This window comes from Streptomyces sp. NPDC002784, from assembly GCF_053592135.1.
Genome location: NZ_JBSFVD010000004.1, coordinates 375,845 through 392,616, shown reverse-complemented (window position 1 = coordinate 392,616; position 16,772 = coordinate 375,845). Strand labels below are relative to the sequence as shown.

16 protein-coding genes are annotated in these 16,772 nt (G+C 70.1%); 10 read left to right on the top strand and 6 right to left on the bottom strand.

Annotated elements, in window-relative coordinates; translation table 11 throughout:
• Positions 1 to 33: 33 nt before the first annotated feature.
• The 5 genes from ACWD1Z_RS11760 (at position 34) to ACWD1Z_RS11740 (ending at position 3,975) form a co-directional block, all read left to right on the top strand.
• Entirely contained in the window at positions 34 to 1,014 is a 981-nt protein-coding gene (locus ACWD1Z_RS11760; protein ID WP_383309840.1) for a ribose-phosphate diphosphokinase, read from the top strand.
• A 188-nt stretch (positions 1,015 to 1,202) separates the two neighbouring features.
• Positions 1,203 to 1,799: a 50S ribosomal protein L25/general stress protein Ctc gene (locus tag ACWD1Z_RS11755; RefSeq protein ID WP_451117736.1), complete on the top strand. Its 597-nt coding sequence runs from the start codon at positions 1,203 to 1,205 to the stop codon at positions 1,797 to 1,799.
• A gap of 79 nt (positions 1,800 to 1,878) precedes the next feature.
• A complete protein-coding gene (gene pth / locus ACWD1Z_RS11750; RefSeq protein ID WP_451117734.1) occupies positions 1,879 to 2,481 on the top strand; it encodes an aminoacyl-tRNA hydrolase in 603 nt (200 codons plus the stop codon).
• Between the two features lie 214 nt (positions 2,482 to 2,695).
• Complete coding sequence (locus ACWD1Z_RS11745) at positions 2,696 to 3,184, top strand: hypothetical protein (RefSeq protein ID WP_451117732.1); 489 nt, start codon at positions 2,696 to 2,698, stop codon at positions 3,182 to 3,184.
• A gap of 122 nt (positions 3,185 to 3,306) precedes the next feature.
• Positions 3,307 to 3,975 carry an LPXTG cell wall anchor domain-containing protein gene (locus ACWD1Z_RS11740; protein ID WP_451117730.1) on the top strand — a complete coding sequence of 223 codons (669 nt, stop codon included), beginning with the start codon at positions 3,307 to 3,309 and terminating at the stop codon, positions 3,973 to 3,975.
• A gap of 74 nt (positions 3,976 to 4,049) precedes the next feature.
• Here the strand turns inward: ACWD1Z_RS11740 and ppc are convergent, their stop codons facing one another.
• Entirely contained in the window at positions 4,050 to 6,791 is a 2,742-nt protein-coding gene (ppc, locus tag ACWD1Z_RS11735) for a phosphoenolpyruvate carboxylase (RefSeq protein WP_451117728.1), read from the bottom strand.
• Between the two features lie 310 nt (positions 6,792 to 7,101).
• Here ppc and ACWD1Z_RS11730 point away from each other — a divergent pair, with 310 nt between their 5' ends.
• Positions 7,102 to 8,112, top strand: coding sequence for an acyl-CoA desaturase (locus ACWD1Z_RS11730; protein WP_451117726.1), 1,011 nt, complete (start codon positions 7,102 to 7,104; stop codon positions 8,110 to 8,112).
• Complete coding sequence (locus tag ACWD1Z_RS11725) at positions 8,109 to 8,786, top strand: TetR/AcrR family transcriptional regulator (RefSeq protein ID WP_250077522.1); 678 nt, start codon at positions 8,109 to 8,111, stop codon at positions 8,784 to 8,786. Before ACWD1Z_RS11730 ends, ACWD1Z_RS11725 begins: the two co-directional genes overlap by 4 nt.
• Positions 8,787 to 8,874: 88 nt before the next feature.
• Here ACWD1Z_RS11725 and ACWD1Z_RS11720 read toward each other — a convergent pair whose 3' ends face one another.
• Positions 8,875 to 9,669, bottom strand: coding sequence for a trans-aconitate 2-methyltransferase (locus ACWD1Z_RS11720; RefSeq protein ID WP_451117724.1), 795 nt, complete (start codon positions 9,667 to 9,669; stop codon positions 8,875 to 8,877).
• 93 nt (positions 9,670 to 9,762) lie between these two features.
• Here ACWD1Z_RS11720 and tamR point away from each other — a divergent pair, with 93 nt between their 5' ends.
• The gene (gene tamR / locus ACWD1Z_RS11715) at positions 9,763 to 10,260 is read left to right on the top strand and encodes a MarR family transcriptional regulator TamR (RefSeq protein ID WP_030941878.1); all 498 of its coding nucleotides are present in this window, start codon (positions 9,763 to 9,765) and stop codon (positions 10,258 to 10,260) included.
• An 18-nt stretch (positions 10,261 to 10,278) separates the two neighbouring features.
• Here tamR and ACWD1Z_RS11710 read toward each other — a convergent pair whose 3' ends face one another.
• Positions 10,279 to 11,046, bottom strand: coding sequence for a LuxR C-terminal-related transcriptional regulator (locus tag ACWD1Z_RS11710; RefSeq protein WP_451117722.1), 768 nt, complete (start codon positions 11,044 to 11,046; stop codon positions 10,279 to 10,281).
• A 230-nt stretch (positions 11,047 to 11,276) separates the two neighbouring features.
• Between ACWD1Z_RS11710 and ACWD1Z_RS11705 the strand changes: the two genes are divergently transcribed.
• Positions 11,277 to 11,732, top strand: coding sequence for a GNAT family N-acetyltransferase (locus tag ACWD1Z_RS11705; RefSeq protein ID WP_451117721.1), 456 nt, complete (start codon positions 11,277 to 11,279; stop codon positions 11,730 to 11,732).
• Here ACWD1Z_RS11705 and galK read toward each other — a convergent pair.
• From galK to galT, 3 genes are read right to left on the bottom strand one after another with little or no spacing between them, the layout of a single operon-like run.
• Positions 11,707 to 12,876, bottom strand: a complete 1,170-nt coding sequence (gene galK, locus ACWD1Z_RS11700; protein ID WP_451117720.1) for a galactokinase — start codon at positions 12,874 to 12,876, stop codon at positions 11,707 to 11,709. The genes ACWD1Z_RS11705 and galK overlap by 26 nt on opposite strands.
• Positions 12,876 to 13,838, bottom strand: a complete 963-nt coding sequence (gene galE, locus ACWD1Z_RS11695) for a UDP-glucose 4-epimerase GalE (protein ID WP_451117718.1) — start codon at positions 13,836 to 13,838, stop codon at positions 12,876 to 12,878. Before galE ends, galK begins: the two co-directional genes overlap by 1 nt.
• Complete coding sequence (gene galT / locus ACWD1Z_RS11690; RefSeq protein WP_389418308.1) at positions 13,835 to 14,896, bottom strand: galactose-1-phosphate uridylyltransferase; 1,062 nt, start codon at positions 14,894 to 14,896, stop codon at positions 13,835 to 13,837. The genes galE and galT overlap by 4 nt, the downstream gene beginning before the upstream one ends.
• Before the next feature lie 177 nt (positions 14,897 to 15,073).
• Here galT and ACWD1Z_RS11685 point away from each other — a divergent pair, with 177 nt between their 5' ends.
• Positions 15,074 to 16,753, top strand: a complete 1,680-nt coding sequence (locus ACWD1Z_RS11685) for a sodium:solute symporter family protein (protein ID WP_451117716.1) — start codon at positions 15,074 to 15,076, stop codon at positions 16,751 to 16,753.
• Positions 16,754 to 16,772: the final 19 nt, after the last annotated feature.

The following is a 16,772-nucleotide window of genomic DNA, read 5'->3' as shown; positions in this document are numbered from 1 at the left end:
ACCCAGCTGAGACACCTCTGAGGAGACAGTGCTGTGACCGGGATCAAGACGACCGGCGAGAAGAAGATGATGTTCTTCTCCGGCCGCGCCCACCCCGAGCTTGCCGAGGAGGTCGCCCACCAGCTGGGTGTCGGGGTCGTCCCGACGAAGGCCTTCGACTTCGCCAACGGCGAGATCTACGTGCGCTATCAGGAGTCGGCGCGTGGTGCGGACTGCTTCGTGATCCAGAGCCACACGGCTCCGATCAATCAGTGGATCATGGAGCAGCTGATCATGATCGACGCGCTGAAGCGTGCGTCGGCCCGCTCCATCACGGTCATCGTGCCGTTCTACGGTTACGCGCGTCAGGACAAGAAGCACCGTGGCCGTGAACCTATTTCGGCGCGTCTGATCGCGGACCTGATGAAGACGGCGGGTGCCCACCGGATCCTCACGGTCGATTTGCACACGGACCAGATCCAGGGCTTCTTCGACGGTCCGGTGGATCATCTGTTCGCGCTGCCGCTGCTGGCGGACTACGTGGGCCGCAAGGTCGACCGCGCCAAGCTGACGGTGGTCTCCCCGGACGCCGGCCGGGTGCGGGTCGCGGACCGCTGGTGCGACCGTCTGGGTGCGCCGCTGGCGATCGTGCACAAGCGGCGTGACAAGGACGTGGCGAACCAGGTGACCGTCCACGAGGTCGTGGGTGAGGTCAAGGGCCGGGTGTGCGTCCTGGTCGACGACATGATCGACACGGGTGGCACGATCTGCGCCGCGGCCGACGCGCTGTTCGCGCACGGTGCCGAGGACGTCATCGTGACGGCGACCCACGGTGTGCTGTCGGGTCCGGCGGCGGACCGTCTGAAGAACTCCCGGGTGAGCGAGTTCGTGTTCACCAACACGCTGCCGACGCCGGGTGAGCTGGCCGACGACCTCGACAAGATCACGGTGCTGTCGATCGCACCGACGATCGCGAGCGCGGTGCGTGAGGTGTTCGAGGACGGTTCGGTGACGAGCCTGTTCGACGAGCAGTGAGCCGCTAGATCGATTTCGTACGGCCTCCCCTGCCGAGTAGACTGCTCAGGTTGCTCGGCGAGGGAGGCCGTTCTCCGTGAGGCGCACTCATGGGGGTCCGGCGATCCGTTATCGACGCGCTCTTCGTAGCAGGCCGTTCGTGGCCGGGTGACCCTGTCCGTTTCTCACCCATACGAGGAGTGATCGTTATGTCCGAGGTGAAGATCTCCGCCGTCACGCGCAGCGAGTTCGGCAAGGGTGCCGCCCGCCGCATCCGCCGTGACAGCAAGGTTCCCGGTGTGCTGTACGGCCACGGTTCCGACCCGCTGCACCTGACCCTGCCGGGTCACGAGCTGCTGCTCGCGCTGCGTACGCCGAACGTCCTGATCGCCCTGGACATCGACGGCAAGACCAACGAGCTGGCGATCCCGAAGTCCGTGCAGCGTGACCCGATCAAGGGCTTCCTCGAGCACGTCGACCTGCAGCTCGTGCAGCGTGGCGAGAAGGTCAACGTCGAGATCTTCGTGCACACCGAGGGCGAGCTGGCCGCCGGTGGCAACCTGCTGGAGCACGTGCTCAACGCGCTGCCCGTCGAGGCCGAGGCCACGCACATCCCCGAGTCGGTCACGGTGTCCATCGAGGGCCTGGCCGCCGGTGACTCCATCCTCGCCAAGGACATCACCCTGCCCAGCGGTGTGAAGCTCGCCGTCGACGAGGACGCGGTCGTCATCCAGGTCCTGGCCGCGCAGGCGGAGGAGGCCCCGGAGGGTGAGGCCGGCGAGGGCACCGAGGCCACCGAGGCCTGAGCCTGAGCTGTTCACTGCCCACAGCAGGCCGACGGCCGCCGTTTCCCCGGAAGCGGCGGCTGTGGCGTATCAAGGAGACATGGACGTGACTTCCGACCCGAGCGCCCCCTGGATCGTCGCCGGTCTCGGCAACCCCGGGCCCGAGTACGCGATGAACCGGCACAACGTCGGGTTCATGGTGGCGGATCTGCTGGCCGAGCGGATCGGGGGGAGGTTCAAGCGGGCCGGGAAGGCGCAGGCGCAGGTCGTGGAGGGGCGGATCGGGCCGCCGGGGCCGCTGAACCGCCGGGTGATCCTGGTGAAGCCGATGTCGTTCATGAACCTCTCCGGCGGGCCGGTGAACGCGCTGAGGGACTTCTACAAGGTGCCGGTCGCCAACATCGTGGCCGTCCACGACGAGCTGGACATCGACTACGGCACCCTGCGGCTGAAGTTCGGCGGCGGGGACAACGGGCACAACGGTCTGAAGTCGATGACGAAGGTGATGGGCGCCGACTATCACCGGGTGCGGTTCGGGATCGGCCGGCCGCCGGGGCGGATGCCGGTCGCCGACTTCGTGCTGAAGGACTTCTCCGCCGCTGAGCGCAAGGAGCTGGACTACTTCGTGGACCGGGCGGCGGACGCGGTGGAGAGCCTGGTCATCGAGGGGCTGGAGCGGGCGCAGGGGACGTACAACTCGTAGCGCGGTGGGTTTTCAGCCATCTGCGGGCGCGCGCGGAGCCGTCGTCGGCGTCCGCCGTTCGTACGGGTTCGGCCCCGGGCAGGGCGCCCGCGCCCACCCCTTCCCGTACGCCGAAGTCGTCGCCCCAGTAGCACGTCTCGACGGGAGGCGGCGCTGGAGTTCCCGGCAAGTGCGACATTGACTTTCAGCAAGGCAATGGCCAAGGATCGCGGCCATGCCTACCGCCGTCATGTCCAGCCAGGGCGCCGTCACCGCACTGCGGTTCGGACGCGTCGTGGCCATGGGTACGGTCGCGGTGCTGATCCTGATCGCGGGCGTCTGGGCGTCATGGGGGACCGCCCAGCACGTGATGCTCACCAAGGGGCGCGAGCGCGGCACCGTAGAGGTGACCCGCTGCGCCGAGGACACCTGCACCGGCCCTTACACCCCCCTCTCCCAGGGCTCGCAGCCCCGCGAGCGCGTCGTCATCGAGCACACGGCCGCCGTCCGCAAGGGCAGTACCTACACGGTCATCATCAAACCGGGCTCCGACGACGTGGTCCGCTCCGGCCCGTCCGGCATCCTCTACGCCTGGGTCCCGTTGGGCGGCGCACTGCTGCTGGCCTCGGTCGTGGTGGCGGGCGGCCTCCGCCGCACCCGGGCCGCCTGGGCCCTGGCGGGCACCGGAACCGCCTTGCTCACGGCGGCCTTTGTCACCGTCTGAGCAGTAACCCTGTGAAGAAACCGAGTGTTGTCCGTTCGTGATTGACCTGGAGCCGGGGCCGGCCGGAAGCTGAGCCGCCCCCTCCACTTCCGCCCGTTCCCCGTCACGAAGCTGGACTGCCCATGCGTACCCTCACCCGCGCCGGCGCCCTGTCCGCCGTCGCCTCGGCGGCCCTGTTCCTCGCCCCCGCCGCCCATGCCACCCCGCCCGGGGACAACGGCACCGTGAAGATCCACGACGCCACCACCGACGAGGAGCTGCGCCACAACGAGCCCCGCGTCTGCTCCTTCTACCTCGACGCCTTCGGCTTCGACGGCGGCCAGCAGGTCGACTGGCACATCGAGTCCTGGGCCCCGACGGCCGGCGTCAAGGGCGAGACCGTGAAGTCCGGCGAGCTCACCCTGGACAGCGAGGGCCACGGCCGCAGCGACGACATGACGCTGCCCGACGGCCACTACAAGCTGTTCTGGAACTTCGAGGGCGAGAAGGGGTCCGCCAAGCACAAGGTCTTCTGGACGGACTGCGAGGAGACCGAGGAGACCGAGGAACCCGGCAAGCCCGGGCAGTCCGGCATCCCGTCCCCGGACACGAGCGCCACCCCCACCCCCACCGCCACTCCCCCTTCCGGCGCCGAGTCGTCGGCCGCCCCCTCCCCCCAGGGCGGCGGCAGCGGCCCCGAGGGCGACCTCGCCGAGACCGGCAACGGCGCCCCGGTCGGCCTGCTGACCGGCATCGCGGCCACCCTGCTCGCCGCCGGCGGCTACCTCCTCCACCGCCGCCGCTCGGCCTGACCCACCCCCCAGCACACGGCGGTGCCCCCGAGCCGGTACGAGGCTCGGGGGCACCGCCGTTGCGCGAGGAACCGTCAGCCGGTGTTGCGCAGCCCCGCCGCCACGCCGTTCACCGTCAGCAGCAGCGCCCGGGACAGCAGCGGATCCGCCTGCTCCCCGGCGGCCGCCGCCTCGCGCTGGCGCTTGAGCAGGGCGACCTGGAGGTAGGAGATCGGGTCCAGATAGGCGTCCCGGATCGAGAAGGTCTGCTTCAGCACCGGGGTCGCGTCCAGCAGCTCCGCCTCGCCCGTCACCTTCAGCACCTCGCGCACGGTCAGCTCGTGCTCGGCCTTGATGGTCTCGAACACGTGCTTGAGCTCGTCGGGGACGAGGGTGTCGACGTAGTGCTGGGCGATGCGCAGGTCCGTCTTCGCGAGCGTCATCTCCACGTTGGAGACGAAGTTGCGGAAGAAGTGCCACTGCTCGTGCATCTCGTCGAGCACGGTGCCCAGGCCCGCCTCGCGCAGCGCCTTCAGCCCGCTGCCGACACCGAACCAGCCGGGGACGATCTGCCGGGACTGGGTCCAGCCGAACACCCACGGGATGGCGCGCAGTCCGTCGAGGGAGACACCCGAGCCGGGACGGCGGGAGGGCCGCGAGCCGAGGTGCAGGTCGGCGAGCTGGTCCACCGGCGTCGACGCGAGGAAGTACGTCGGCAGGTCCGGGTCCTCCACCAGGCGGCGGTAGGCGGCGTGGGCCGCGTCGCTCACCACGTCCATCGCCGCGTCCCAGCGTGCGAGGGCCTCGTCGGACTGGCGCGGGGCGGTGTGCAGGGCGGACGCCTGGAGCGTGGCCGCGACCGTCAGCTCCAGGTTCTCCCGGGCCAGCGACGGCACCAGGTACTTGTCGGAGATGACCTCGCCCTGCTCGGTCACCTTGATCTCGCCCTCCAGGGTGCCCCAGGGCTGGGCGAGGATCGCGTCGTGCGAGGGGCCGCCGCCGCGGCCGACGGTGCCGCCGCGGCCGTGGAAGAGCCGCAGCCGTACGCCGTAGCGGTGCGCCACGTCACGCAGCCGCCGCTGCGCCCGGTGGATCTCCCACTGCGAGGTGGTGATGCCGCCGAACTTGGAGGAGTCGGAGTAGCCGAGCATGACCTCCTGGACATCACCCCGCAGCGCCACCAGACGCCGGTAGGACGGGTCGGAGAGCATGTCCTCCAGGATCGTGTCGGCGGCCTTGAGCTCGTCCGTCGTCTCCAGCAGCGGCACGATGCCGATCTTCGCCCAGCCGGCGTGCAGATCGATCAGCCCGGCCTCCCGGGCCAGCACGGCGGCGGCGAAGACGTCGTCGGCGCCCTGGCACATCGAGATGATGTACGACTCGATGACCTCGGGCCCGAAGACCTCCAGCGCCCGTCTGACGGTCTGGAAGACCCCGAGCGTCTTCTCCCCGGCCGCGTCCACCGGCGCCGGCGAGGGGGCCAGCGGCCGCCGGGACCTGAGCTCCTTGGCGAGCAGCTTGCCCCGGTAGTCGCGCGGCATGTCCGCGTACCGCCAGGACTCCTCGCCGAGCCGGTCGAAGAGCTGGCCGAGGGCGTGGTGGTGGGCGTCGGCGTGCTCGCGGACGTCCATCGTGGCGAGCTGCAGGCCGAACGCGGACAGCGTGCGGATCGTGCGGTTCATCCGACCGTCGGCGAACAGTCCCCCGCGGTGCTCGCGCAGCGAGGTCTGGATCAGCACCAGGTCGGCCAGCAGCTCGCCGGTGCCCAGGTAGTCGCGGCCCGGCTCGTGCGGGATGCCCTTGGCCAGGCGCTGCTTGGTGTTCTCCAGCTTCTGCCGGATGCAGGTGGCCTTGAGCCGGTAGGGCTCCTCGGCGTTCAGCCGCTTGTAGCGGGGGCTGATCTCCGGCAGGCGCTCCAGGTCCTCGTTCAGCGACTCCAGCAGCTCCGGCGTGGCGCCCGAGTAGCGGATGGAGTTCGACAGGAAGCCGCGCAGCTCGTCGATCATCTCCAGGGCGTCGTTGATGCCGTGCTCGTGCTGGAGGATCAGCACGTCCCAGGTGACCTGCGGGGTGACGTTGGGGTTGCCGTCGCGGTCGCCGCCGATCCAGGTGCCGAAGGTGAGCGGCCGGGTCTCGTCGGGCAGCTTGACCCCGACCCGCTCCAGCTCGGCGGTGAGGTCCTCCAGGACGTCCCCGACGGCGCCGGCGTGCAGCTCGTCGAGGTAGTAGATGGCGTTGCGGGCCTCGTCGGCCGGCTCGGGGCGCACGACGCGCAGTTCGTCGGTCTGCCAGATGAGGTCGATGTTCTCCGCCAGACGGGTGTCGTAGCGGCGGCGGTCGGACTCGATGACCGGGGTCTCCAGCAGGGCGGCGATGCGCCGGAGCTTGTTCAGCACCGAGCGGCGCGCGGCCTCGGTGGGGTGGGCGGTGAAGACCGGGCGGACGTTGAGGTTCTTCACCGTCGCCCGCAGGTGCTCGGGGTCGGCGTCCTTCAGCCGGTCGGCCGTGCGGGCCAGCAGACCGCCCTCGGCGGCGCGCTTGGCGCGCAGCTCCCGGCCGCGGTGCACCTGCTCGGTGACGTTGGCGAGGTGGAAGTAGGTGGAGAAGGCGCGGACCAGCTTGGCCGCGGTGTCCAGTTCGGTGCCGCGCAGCAGCTCCGCCGCGGCCTCGCCGTCCTCGCGGGTGAGTCGGCGGACCCTCTCGACCAGCTCGAGAAGCTCCGGACCCTCCTGCCGGACGAGAGTCTCGCCCAGGAGATCGCCCAGCCGCCTGATGTCGGCGCGCAGCTCGGTGCTGGTCGACGTGGTGCTCGTAGTCAGGTCGTCGGCACTGCTCACAGATGCGGCTCCTTGCAGTGTTGAAGCTCGTCCGGGAGGGAACCCGTCAGCACGTCCCGCGCGGCGGCTGCCGCATACGGGACGGAGATCCGGGAAAAATTCAGAGCGGACCGCGCTGTCCGACCGACTCCAAGGATAGGTGGCCGTGCGGACGCGCAGACTCACGGGCTCTTGCCGCCGGGCGACGCGCTGCCATACTTACGACGCCGTAGGTTACGGAACCGTAGGTACCGTTGTAACGGAACCAGGGCACGGTTCCCGGAACCACCCGGCATCAGCCTCACCACCCACGACCCCACAGGGGACGCCCATGACCACGAGCTCCGATGTGATCGAAGACGCCCCGCAGGCGAACGACGACACCCCCGTACCCCCCGCCACGCTGGGCGGCGAGAAGAAGGGGGCGCTCGAACAGTTCGCGCTGCTCCTCTTCATCGTCGTCCCGTTCCTGGCACTGGCCGCGGCGGTGCCGCTGGCCTGGGGCTGGGGCGTGAGCTGGCTCGACCTCGGTCTGCTGATCTTCTTCTACTACTTCGCCTGCCACGGTGTGACCATCGGCTACCACCGCTACTTCACCCACGGCTCCTTCAAGGCCAAGCGCCCGCTGCGCATCGCGCTCGCCATCGCCGGCTCGATGGCGGTCGAGGGCCCGCTGGTCCGCTGGGTCGCCGACCACCGCAAGCACCACAAGTTCTCCGACGCGGAGGGCGACCCGCACTCCCCGTGGCGCTACGGGGAGACCCTTCCGGCGCTGATGAAGGGCCTGTGGTGGGCGCACATCGGCTGGATGTTCGACGAGGAGCGCACCCCGCAGGAGAAGTACGCCCCGGACCTGATCAAGGACCGGGCGATCCGCACGATCTCCCGGCACTTCCTCTACTGGACGATCCTGTCACTGGCCCTGCCCGCTCTGATCGGCGGCCTGGTGACGATGTCCTGGTGGGGCGCGTTCACGGGCTTCTTCTGGGGCTCGCTGGTCCGGGTGGCGCTGCTGCACCACGTGACCTGGTCGATCAACTCCATCTGCCACGCGGTCGGCAAGCGGCCCTTCAAGTCGCGGGACCGGTCGGGCAACGTGTGGTGGCTGGCGATCCTGTCCTGCGGCGAGTCCTGGCACAACCTGCACCACGCCGACCCGACCTCGGCGCGGCACGGAGTGATGCGCGGGCAGGTGGACTCCTCCGCGCGGCTCATCCGCTGGTTCGAGCAGGCGGGCTGGGCGTACGACGTCCGCTGGCCGTCACGCTCGCGTATCGATTCCCGCCGGAACGCCGAGGATGACGGCTCCCGACGGGGGGCGGATGCCGCGAAGGCGGCATGATTGACGACGTGGCGACCGACTCCAGCAATACCCCGAGCAACGAGAAGCCGCGGCGCGCGCGCCGTACCCGGATGACCGGTGCGGAGCGTCGCCAGCAACTGCTGGAGATCGGTCGCACCCTCTTCGCCGCGAAGGGCTTCGAGGCCACGTCGGTGGAGGAGATCGCGGCGAAGGCCGGGGTCTCCAAGCCGGTGGTGTACGAGCACTTCGGCGGCAAGGAGGGCCTGTACGCGGTGGTGGTGGACCGTGAGATGCGCCGCCTGCTGGACATGGTCACCAGTTCCCTGACGGCGGGCCACCCGAGGGAACTGTGCGAACAGGCGGCGTTCGCCCTCCTGGACTACATCGAGGAGTACACGGACGGCTTCCGCATCCTGGTCCGCGACTCCCCCATCCCCCAGTCCACGGGCTCCTTCGCCTCCCTGATCTCGGACATCGCCACCCAGGTGGAGGACATCCTCGGCCGGGAGTTCAAGAGCCGGGGCTTCGACCCCAAACTGGCCCCCCTCTACGCCCAGGCCCTGGTCGGCATGGTCGCCCTGACCGGCCAGTGGTGGCTGGACGTCCGCCGCCCGAAGAAGGCGGAGGTGGCGGCCCATCTGGTGAACCTGGCCTGGCACGGCCTGGACGGCCTGGAGGCCAAGCCCCACCTGATAGGCCGCCGCAAGGCCTAGCGGCGCCGTGCGCCTCCCGGTGCGCCTGTCGAGTCGGACGGAAGTCCTCCTCAATGCCGAGGGAGCTGGACATGGTCGACGGCGGTGATCAGCCCGCCTCCTTGCGGGCCACGGCGAAGATGCGGCGGAACGGGAACATCGTGCCGTGCGGTCCCGCCGGGTAGGCCGCGCGCAGGGCCGCCCGGTACTCGGCGAGGAACGCCTCCCTGGCCTCCGGGTCGTCGGCGAGAGCCGCCAGCACGGGCCTGAGACCGGTGCCCTTCACCCAGTCCAGGACCGGGTCCTCACCGGGCAGGAGAGGGATGTACGTCGTCTCCCAGGCGTCGACCGTGCAGCCGAGGGCGGTCAGCCGCTCCAAGTAGGCCGCGGGCGTGAGCACCGCGTCGCCGTGGCGCAGGGTGCCGTCCAGGCCGTGCCGGTCGGCCAGCTCGCGCATCAGGCGGTGGCTCGGGGAGTCGAAGTTCCCGGGGACCTGGAAGGCGAAGGTGCCGCCGGGCACGAGTCCGTCGATCCAGTCGGCGAAACGGTCCGCGTGACCGGGGATCCACTGCAGGGTGGCATTGCTGACGATGAGGTCGTACGGCTCCGTGGGCGTCCAGATCCGGACGTCGGCGTGGGCGAAGTCGAGGCGGGGGTCTGCGTGGGCCCGGGCGTAGGCGAGCATCTCCGGGGAGTTGTCGTAGCCGGTGACGCGGGCGGTGGGCCAGCGCTCGGCGAGGACGGCGGTGACGTTGCCCGGCCCGCAGCCGAGGTCGGCGATGCGGGGGGCGGCGCCGGGCAGGTCGGGGACCCGGGCGAGCAGATCGGCGAAGGGGCGGGCGCGGTGACCGGCGTGACGCAGGTACTGCGCGGGGTCCCAGGTAGGGGCGGCGGCAGCGGACATGGCGGGGCCTCCTGTCTGTCGTTCTCCAGCCTGCCCCGAAGGTATCTTGACGTCAAGAGACTTCACATCGACACAACCACTACACTGATCGTCATGGAGGACGAGGTCGATCGGCTGGTCGCGGCGTGGCGTCGGGAGCGCCCGGACCTCGACGTGGAACCGCTGGAAGTGCTCAGCCGTGTCAGCAGGCTGGCCCGGCACCTGGATCGGGCGCGCCGGCTGGCCTTCGCCGAGCACAGCCTGGAGCCGTGGGAGTTCGATGTGCTCACCGCGCTCAGGCGCGCGGGCACGCCGTATCAGCTCTCCCCCGGGCAGCTGCTGACGCAGACCCTGGTGACCTCCGGCACGATGACCAACCGCATCGACCGGCTGGCGAAGAAGGGCCTGGTGGAGCGGCTCCCCGACCCCAGCGACCGCCGGGGCGTGCTCGTCCGGCTCACCGACGAGGGCCGCGACCGAGCGGACCAGGCCCTGGCCGGCCTGCTGGACCAGGAGCGCGCCATCCTCGCGGAGCTCTCCCGGGCCCAGCGCGGTGAACTGGCCGGGCTGCTACGCCAGTTGACGGCCCCGTTCGACAACATCCCGGGCTGAACCGCAGGGACGGGCCCCTCACGCAAGTTGGCCGCCCCGTTCCACCACGTCTCCCGTCAGGTCCACCGGGCCCACCCCTGCACGGCGTGCGAGCGCGACCGCGGCCAGGGTGCTGTGGACGCCCAGTTTGCCCAGGACGTTCTGCATGTGGGTGCGGACGGTGTGCGGGGACAGGTACAGGCGCTCGGCGACCGCCTTGCGCCCCAGGCCCGCCACCATGCACCGCAGGACCTCCCGCTCGCGCGGGGTCAGCGACTCCACCAGCCGCTCGCTCTCGGTGCGGTGCTTGCGCGCGGCCGTCAACTCGCGCAGGACGCCGGTGAGCAGGGCCGGCGGAAGATGCGTCTCCTCGCGCAGCACCCCGCGGATGACGGTCAGCAGCCGGGACAGCGAGCAGTCCTTGGCCACCCACCCCGACGCCCCGGCCTGGAGCGCCAGCGCCGCCCGCCGCGGGTCGTCCTTCTCGGCGAGCACCACGATCCGCACCCCGGGCTGCGCGGTCCGCACCCCGACCACGAGGGAGATGCCGTCGACCAGACCGTCCTCCCCCACCTCCTGGACCGGCACGGCGGACCGTACGCCCGGTGCCACGCCCCCCAGATCGGCGTCGACGAGCAGGACGTCGTACCGGCGCCCCTCGGCGGCGGCGCGCTCCAGGCTGCGCAGCGCGGCCGGACCGCTGCCCGCGGCGGAGACGTCGACGTCGGGCTCGGCGGCCAGGGCGGCGGCGAGCGACTCGGCGAAGATGCGGTGGTCGTCGACGACCAGGACTCGGATGCGAACCACTGATACCCCCACTGGTCCGGAGTACGAAGACCGGCGCGGGTACGACACCCAGGGGTGATCGCAGAGCCGCACGGCCGCCGCCGTGCAGAAACTGTTACCCCCACCGCGGGCGTCGTACCCGACTGTCTCGCCCCCTGATCAGCACCGGCCCCCACCGGCGCTGTTCATCAGAGTACGGGCGGGGGCCGGGAGCGGAAGGCAATTTGCAGAACTGGCCCGTTCACACGTTTATGGTGAGCCGCATGTTCCGAATGGTGACAGAAGTCGACAAAGAGCGGCGCGATCTTCTTCGCGCCCGGCTGCGGGAGACCAACACCGCGGCCTCCCCGGTCATCAGCGCGCTGCGCGGAACCCCGGGTGAGCGTGAACTGCCGCTCCACATCTGGATGCTGGACAGCGAGGGCGGCCTGGCCGGCGGCCTCGTCGGGCACACCTGGGCGACCTGGCTCCATGTGACGTACCTCTGGGTCGACGCACGGCACCGCGGGGCGGGGCTCGGTTCGCGGCTGCTCGCCGAGGCGGAGCGGCTGGCGCGCGAGGAGCGGGGCTGTGCCGCCGTACGCCTGGAGACGTGGGACTTCCAGGCGCCGGAGTTCTACCGGCGGCTGGGGTACGACGTGGTGTGCGTGATCCCCGACTATCCGCCGGGGATCACGGAGTTCACGCTGACCAAGCGGCTGGGCTGAGACGGCGGGCGCCCGCCGCGGGGACCGCCTCGAAGACGCGCGGGGCCGTGAACCCGGCTGCCGCGAACGCCTCCTGGACCGCCTTGGTGATGGTGTCCACGTCCGCCGCCTCGGCCAGCACGATCGCCGAGCCGCCGAAGCCGCCGCCGGTCATCCGGGCGCCCAGGGCGCCGGCCGCGAGGGCGGTGTCGACGACCAGGTCCAGTTCGGGGCAGGAGATCCGGAAGTCGTCGCGCAGCGAGGCGTGGCCCGCCACCAGCACGGGCCCGATCGCGCGGGTGTCGCCGGACTCCAGCAGCGACACGACGCGCTCCACCCGCTGGTTCTCCGTCACGATGTGCCGGACCAGGCGGACGATCTCCTCCTCGTCGCCGAGGCGTTCCAGCGCCGCGTCGAGCCCGTCGTACGGCACGTCCCTGAGCGCGTCGACGCCGAGCAGTGCCGCACCCTTCTCGCAGCCCGCGCGGCGCTTGCCGTACTCGCCCTCGTTGTGGGCGTGCTTGACGCGGGTGTCGACCACGAGCAGGCGCATGCCCTCGGCCGCGAGGTCGAAGGGGATCTGCTTCTGGGCGAGGTCCCGGGTGTCGAGGAACAGCGCGTGTCCCTCCTCGCAGCAGGCCGAGGCCGTCTGGTCCATGATCCCGGTGGGGGCGCCGACGTAGACGTTCTCGGCGCGCTGGCACAGCCGGGCCAGCTGCCACCGCGGGAGCCCGAGGCCGTACAGGTCGTTGAGCGCCAGGGCGATCACCACCTCCAGGGCCGCCGAGGAGGACAGGCCCGCGCCCGCCGGGACCGTCGAGGCGAGGTGGACGTCGGCGCCGGTGACCGGGTGCCCGGCCTCGCGCAGGGCCCAGACGACCCCGGCCGGGTACGCCGTCCAGTTCCGGTCGCTCTCCGGCGCGAGGTCGGCCAGGCGCAGCTCCACCACTCCGCCCTCGATGTCCGCCGAGTGCAGGCGCAGGACGCCGTCCGTGCGCCGGGAGACGGCCGCGACGGCCGTGTGCGGCAGCGCGAAGGGCATCACGAAACCGTCGTTGTAGTCGGTGTGCTCACCGATGAGGTTGACGCGGCCGGGCGCCGACCAGACTCCTTCCGGGCCGGTTCCGTAGAGCTCGACGAAACGGTCCCGCACCTGCTGCCCCACTACTGCTCCCTTGTGATCTTCTGCGCGAACTCCCAGGCGTCCGCGACGATCCCCGCGAGGTCGGCGCGCGACGGGTTCCAGCCCAGCTTCTCCCGGGCGGTGGCGGCGGACGCCACCAGGACCGCCGGGTCGCCGCCCCGGCGCGGGGCCACGATCTCGGGGATCGGGTGCCCCGTCACCTTGCGGACCGTCTCGATGACCTCGCGCACCGAGAAGCCGTTGCCGTTGCCGAGGTTGCAGATCAGGTGCTCGCCGGGCCGGGCGGCCCGCACGGCGAGCAGGTGGGCGTCGGCCAGGTCCGCGACGTGGATGTAGTCGCGCACGCAGGTGCCGTCCGGGGTCGGATAGTCGTCGCCGAAGACCGAGATGGCGTCCCGGCGGCCCTGCGCCACCTGGAGGACCAGCGGGATCAGGTGCGACTCGGGGTCGTGGCGCTCGCCGAACTCGCCGTAGGCGCCCGCCACGTTGAAGTAGCGCAGCGACACCGCGGCCAGGCCGTGGGCGACCGCCTCACTGGTGATCATGTGGTCGACGGCGAGCTTGGAGGCGCCGTACGGGTTGGTCGGCTCGGTCGCCGCGGTCTCGGTGATCGGGACCTGCGTCGGCTCGCCGTAGGTGGCCGCCGTGGAGGAGAAGACCAGCTTGCGCACGCCCGCCTCGCGCATGGCGCCGAGCAGGGCCATGCTGCCGCCGACGTTGTTCTCCCAGTACTTCTCGGGCCGTACGACCGACTCGCCGACCTGGGAGGAGGCGGCGAAGTGCAGCACGGCCTCGTAGGAGGGGTCCAGCCACTTGCCGGCGTCGCGGATGTCGCCCTCGACGAAGACCGCGCCCGCGGGCACGCCCTCGCGGAAACCGGTGGAGAGGTCGTCGAGCACGGTGACCTCGTGGCCCGCCTCCAGCAGATGCTGGGCGACCACACTGCCGACGTAACCCGCGCCACCGGTGACCAGGTACTTCATGAACTCGCTACCTCTCGCAGTCGCTCGGCCGCGCGCTCCGGCGGCACGTCGTTGATGAACACGCTCATGCCGGACTCGGAACCCGCGAGAAACTTCAGCTTGCCGGAGGTGCGGCGGATGGTGAAAAGCTCGAGGTGCAGCGCGAAGTCGTCACGGACGACACCGTCGAACTCCTCCAGCGCGCCGAACGGCGCCTGGTGCCAGGCGGCGATGTACGGCGTCACAGGCTCCGCCTCGCCGAAGATCCGGTCGAAGCGCTTCAAGAGTTCCAGATAAACCTGGGGGAATTCTGAGCGCGCGTCCTCGTCGAGCCCCAGCAGATCCGGCACCCGGCGGCGCGGATACAGGTGGACCTCGTACGGCCAGTGCGCGGTGTAGGGCACGAAGGCGACCCAGTGTTCACTCGCGAGGACTACGCGCTCGTCGGCGAGTTCACGCTCCAGGACGGCGTCGAAGAGGTTCTGGCCGCCGGTGGCCTCCTTGTGCTGGGCGACCTGGCGCAGCATCAGCGCGGTGCGTGGGGTGGTGAAGGGGTAGGCGTAGATCTGCCCGTGCGGATGCCCGAGGGTCACCCCGATCTCGGCGCCGCGGTTCTCGAAGCAGAACACCTGCTCGACGGAGGGCAGATGGGACAGCTCCGAGGTGCGGTCGGTCCAGGCGTCCAGCACGAGACGCGCCTGCTCCTCGGTGAGTTCGGCGAAGGAGGCGTTGTGGTCGGAGGTGAAGCAGACCACCTCGCAGCGGCCGGAGTCACCGGCCAGCGAGGGGAAACGGTTCTCGAACACCACGACGTCGTAGGAGGAGTCCGGGATCTCGCTGAGCCGGTCGCCCTGCGAGGGGCACAGCGGGCACTCGTCGGCCGGCGGGTGGTAGGTGCGGCCCTGCCGGTGCGAGGCGATGGCGACCGCGTCGCCGAGCAGTGGATCCCGCCGGACCTCGGAGGTGGTGACCGTGCGTTCCAACGGCCGCCGGTCCACCGCGTCCCGCACGCCGTCGTCGCGCAGGTCGTAGTAGATCAGCTCGCGACCGTCGGCCAGTCGGGTCGAGGTCTTCTTCACGCCGGACTCCCTATTCGAGCCACACACTCATCAAACAGAACTCAACACATCGAAACATGGCTCCCCTCAACCGTCAACATCACAATCCAACAAAGACGACCATCAGAAGTGTTCAATTACTGAACGCGGAGGCGTAGGTTCCGCTACGGATCAGTTCGCGCAACGAAGCGAGTACGTATGGAAACCCCCACATATCTGGCCGCCGAGCTACGGCTCCCCACCAACTGGCTCGACTACACGATCCTCGGCATCTACTTCGTCGTCGTCCTGGGCATCGGCTTCGCGGCCCGCCGCTCGGTGAAGACGAGCCTCGACTTCTTCCTCTCGGGGCGCTCCCTGCCCGCCTGGATCACCGGTCTGGCGTTCATCTCCGCCAACCTCGCCGCCACCGAGATCCTCGGCATGGCCGCCAACAGCGCGCAGTACGGCGCCTACACCGTGCACTGGTACTGGATCGGCGCCATCCCCGCGATGGTGTTCCTGGGCCTGGTGATGATGCCCTTCTACTACACCAGCAGGGTGCGTTCGGTCCCCGAGATGCTGCTCCTGCGCTTCGACAAGTGGGCGCATCTGCTGAGTTCGGCTCTGTTCGCTTTCGCCGCCATCCTGATCTCCGGTGTGAACCTGTACGCCCTCGCCATCGTGGTCGAGGCGCTGCTGGGCTGGCCGCAGTGGGTGGCGATCGTGGTCGCCGGCGCCTTCGTGCTGGCGTACATCACGCTGGGCGGTCTGTCGTCGGCGATCTACAACGAGGTGCTGCAGTTCTTCGTGATCCTCGCGGCGCTGATCCCGCTCGTCGTGCTGAGCCTGAAGAAGGCGGGCGGCTGGGACGGCCTGACCGACACGCTCACCAAGTCCCAGGGTGCGGACTTCACCACCGCCTGGGGCGGCACCGGCATCGGCAGCGACAACCCGCTGGGCGCCAACTGGCTGACGATCGTGCTGGGTCTGGGCTTCGTGCTGTCCTTCGGCTACTGGACGACGAACTTCGCGGAGGTCCAGCGCGCGCTGTCGGCGAAGAACCTCAGCGCGGCGCAGCGCACCCCGCTGATCGCCGCGTTCCCGAAGATCTTCATCGTCTTCCTGGTGATGATCCCCGGGCTCGCGGCGGCGGCCCTGGTCCCGGGCTTCGGCACGGCGGAGTCGGGCTACCAGTACAACGACGCCATCCCTTACCTGATGGAACAGCTGCTGCCCAACGGCGTGCTGGGCATCGCGGTGACCGGCCTGCTGGCGGCCTTCATGGCGGGCATGGCGGCCAACGTCTCGTCCTTCAACACGGTGTTCACCAACGACATCTGGGCGCGGTACGTGGTCAAGGGCCGCGAGGACGGCTACTACGTCGGCTTCGGCCGCCTGATCACGGTCATCGGCGTCTGCGCGTCGGTGGGCACGGCGTTCCTTGCCTCGTCCTTCTCGAACATCATGAGCTACCTCCAGACCCTGTTCTCCTTCTTCAACGTGCCGATGTTCGTGGTCTTCATCGTCGGCATGTTCTGGAAGCGGGCGTCCGCGAAGTCCGGTTTCTGGGGCCTGCTCGCGGGCACGGTCGCCGCGATGGTGAACTACTTCTGGGTCTACAAGCAGGGCATCGTCGACATCCCCACCGACCAGGGCGCCAACTTCGTCTCGGCGATCGTCGGCTTCGTGGCCGGCGGGGTCGTCATGGTCGCCGTCTCGATGTTCACCGCCCCGAAGCCGGCGGAGGAACTCGCGGGCCTGGTCTACGGCACCCGCTCGCCCGGCATGTCCGAGGCGCCGGCCGAGGGCGACGACGCCTGGTACCGCAAGCCGGCCCTGCTGGGCTGGGGCGCGATCGTGCTCGCGGCCGCCTGCTACATCCCGTTCTCGTTCTGACGCGGGAGGATTGAGAGAC

Excerpts from the sequence above, each read along its gene's own strand:
- ACWD1Z_RS11755 (WP_451117736.1), top strand. The coding sequence starts at position 1,203 with ATGTCCGAGGTGAAGATCTCCGCCGTCACGCGCAGCGAGTTCGGCAAG.
- pth (WP_451117734.1), top strand. The coding sequence starts at position 1,879 with ATGGACGTGACTTCCGACCCGAGCGCCCCCTGGATCGTCGCCGGTCTC.
- ACWD1Z_RS11745 (WP_451117732.1), top strand. The coding sequence starts at position 2,696 with ATGCCTACCGCCGTCATGTCCAGCCAGGGCGCCGTCACCGCACTGCGG.
- ACWD1Z_RS11740 (WP_451117730.1), top strand. The coding sequence starts at position 3,307 with ATGCGTACCCTCACCCGCGCCGGCGCCCTGTCCGCCGTCGCCTCGGCG.
- ACWD1Z_RS11730 (WP_451117726.1), top strand. The coding sequence starts at position 7,102 with ATGACCACGAGCTCCGATGTGATCGAAGACGCCCCGCAGGCGAACGAC.
- ACWD1Z_RS11725 (WP_250077522.1), top strand. The coding sequence starts at position 8,109 with ATGATTGACGACGTGGCGACCGACTCCAGCAATACCCCGAGCAACGAG.
- ACWD1Z_RS11720 (WP_451117724.1), bottom strand. The coding sequence starts at position 9,669 with ATGTCCGCTGCCGCCGCCCCTACCTGGGACCCCGCGCAGTACCTGCGT.
- tamR (WP_030941878.1), top strand. The coding sequence starts at position 9,763 with ATGGAGGACGAGGTCGATCGGCTGGTCGCGGCGTGGCGTCGGGAGCGC.
- ACWD1Z_RS11705 (WP_451117721.1), top strand. The coding sequence starts at position 11,277 with ATGGTGAGCCGCATGTTCCGAATGGTGACAGAAGTCGACAAAGAGCGG.
- galE (WP_451117718.1), bottom strand. The coding sequence starts at position 13,838 with ATGAAGTACCTGGTCACCGGTGGCGCGGGTTACGTCGGCAGTGTGGTC.
- ACWD1Z_RS11685 (WP_451117716.1), top strand. The coding sequence starts at position 15,074 with ATGGAAACCCCCACATATCTGGCCGCCGAGCTACGGCTCCCCACCAAC.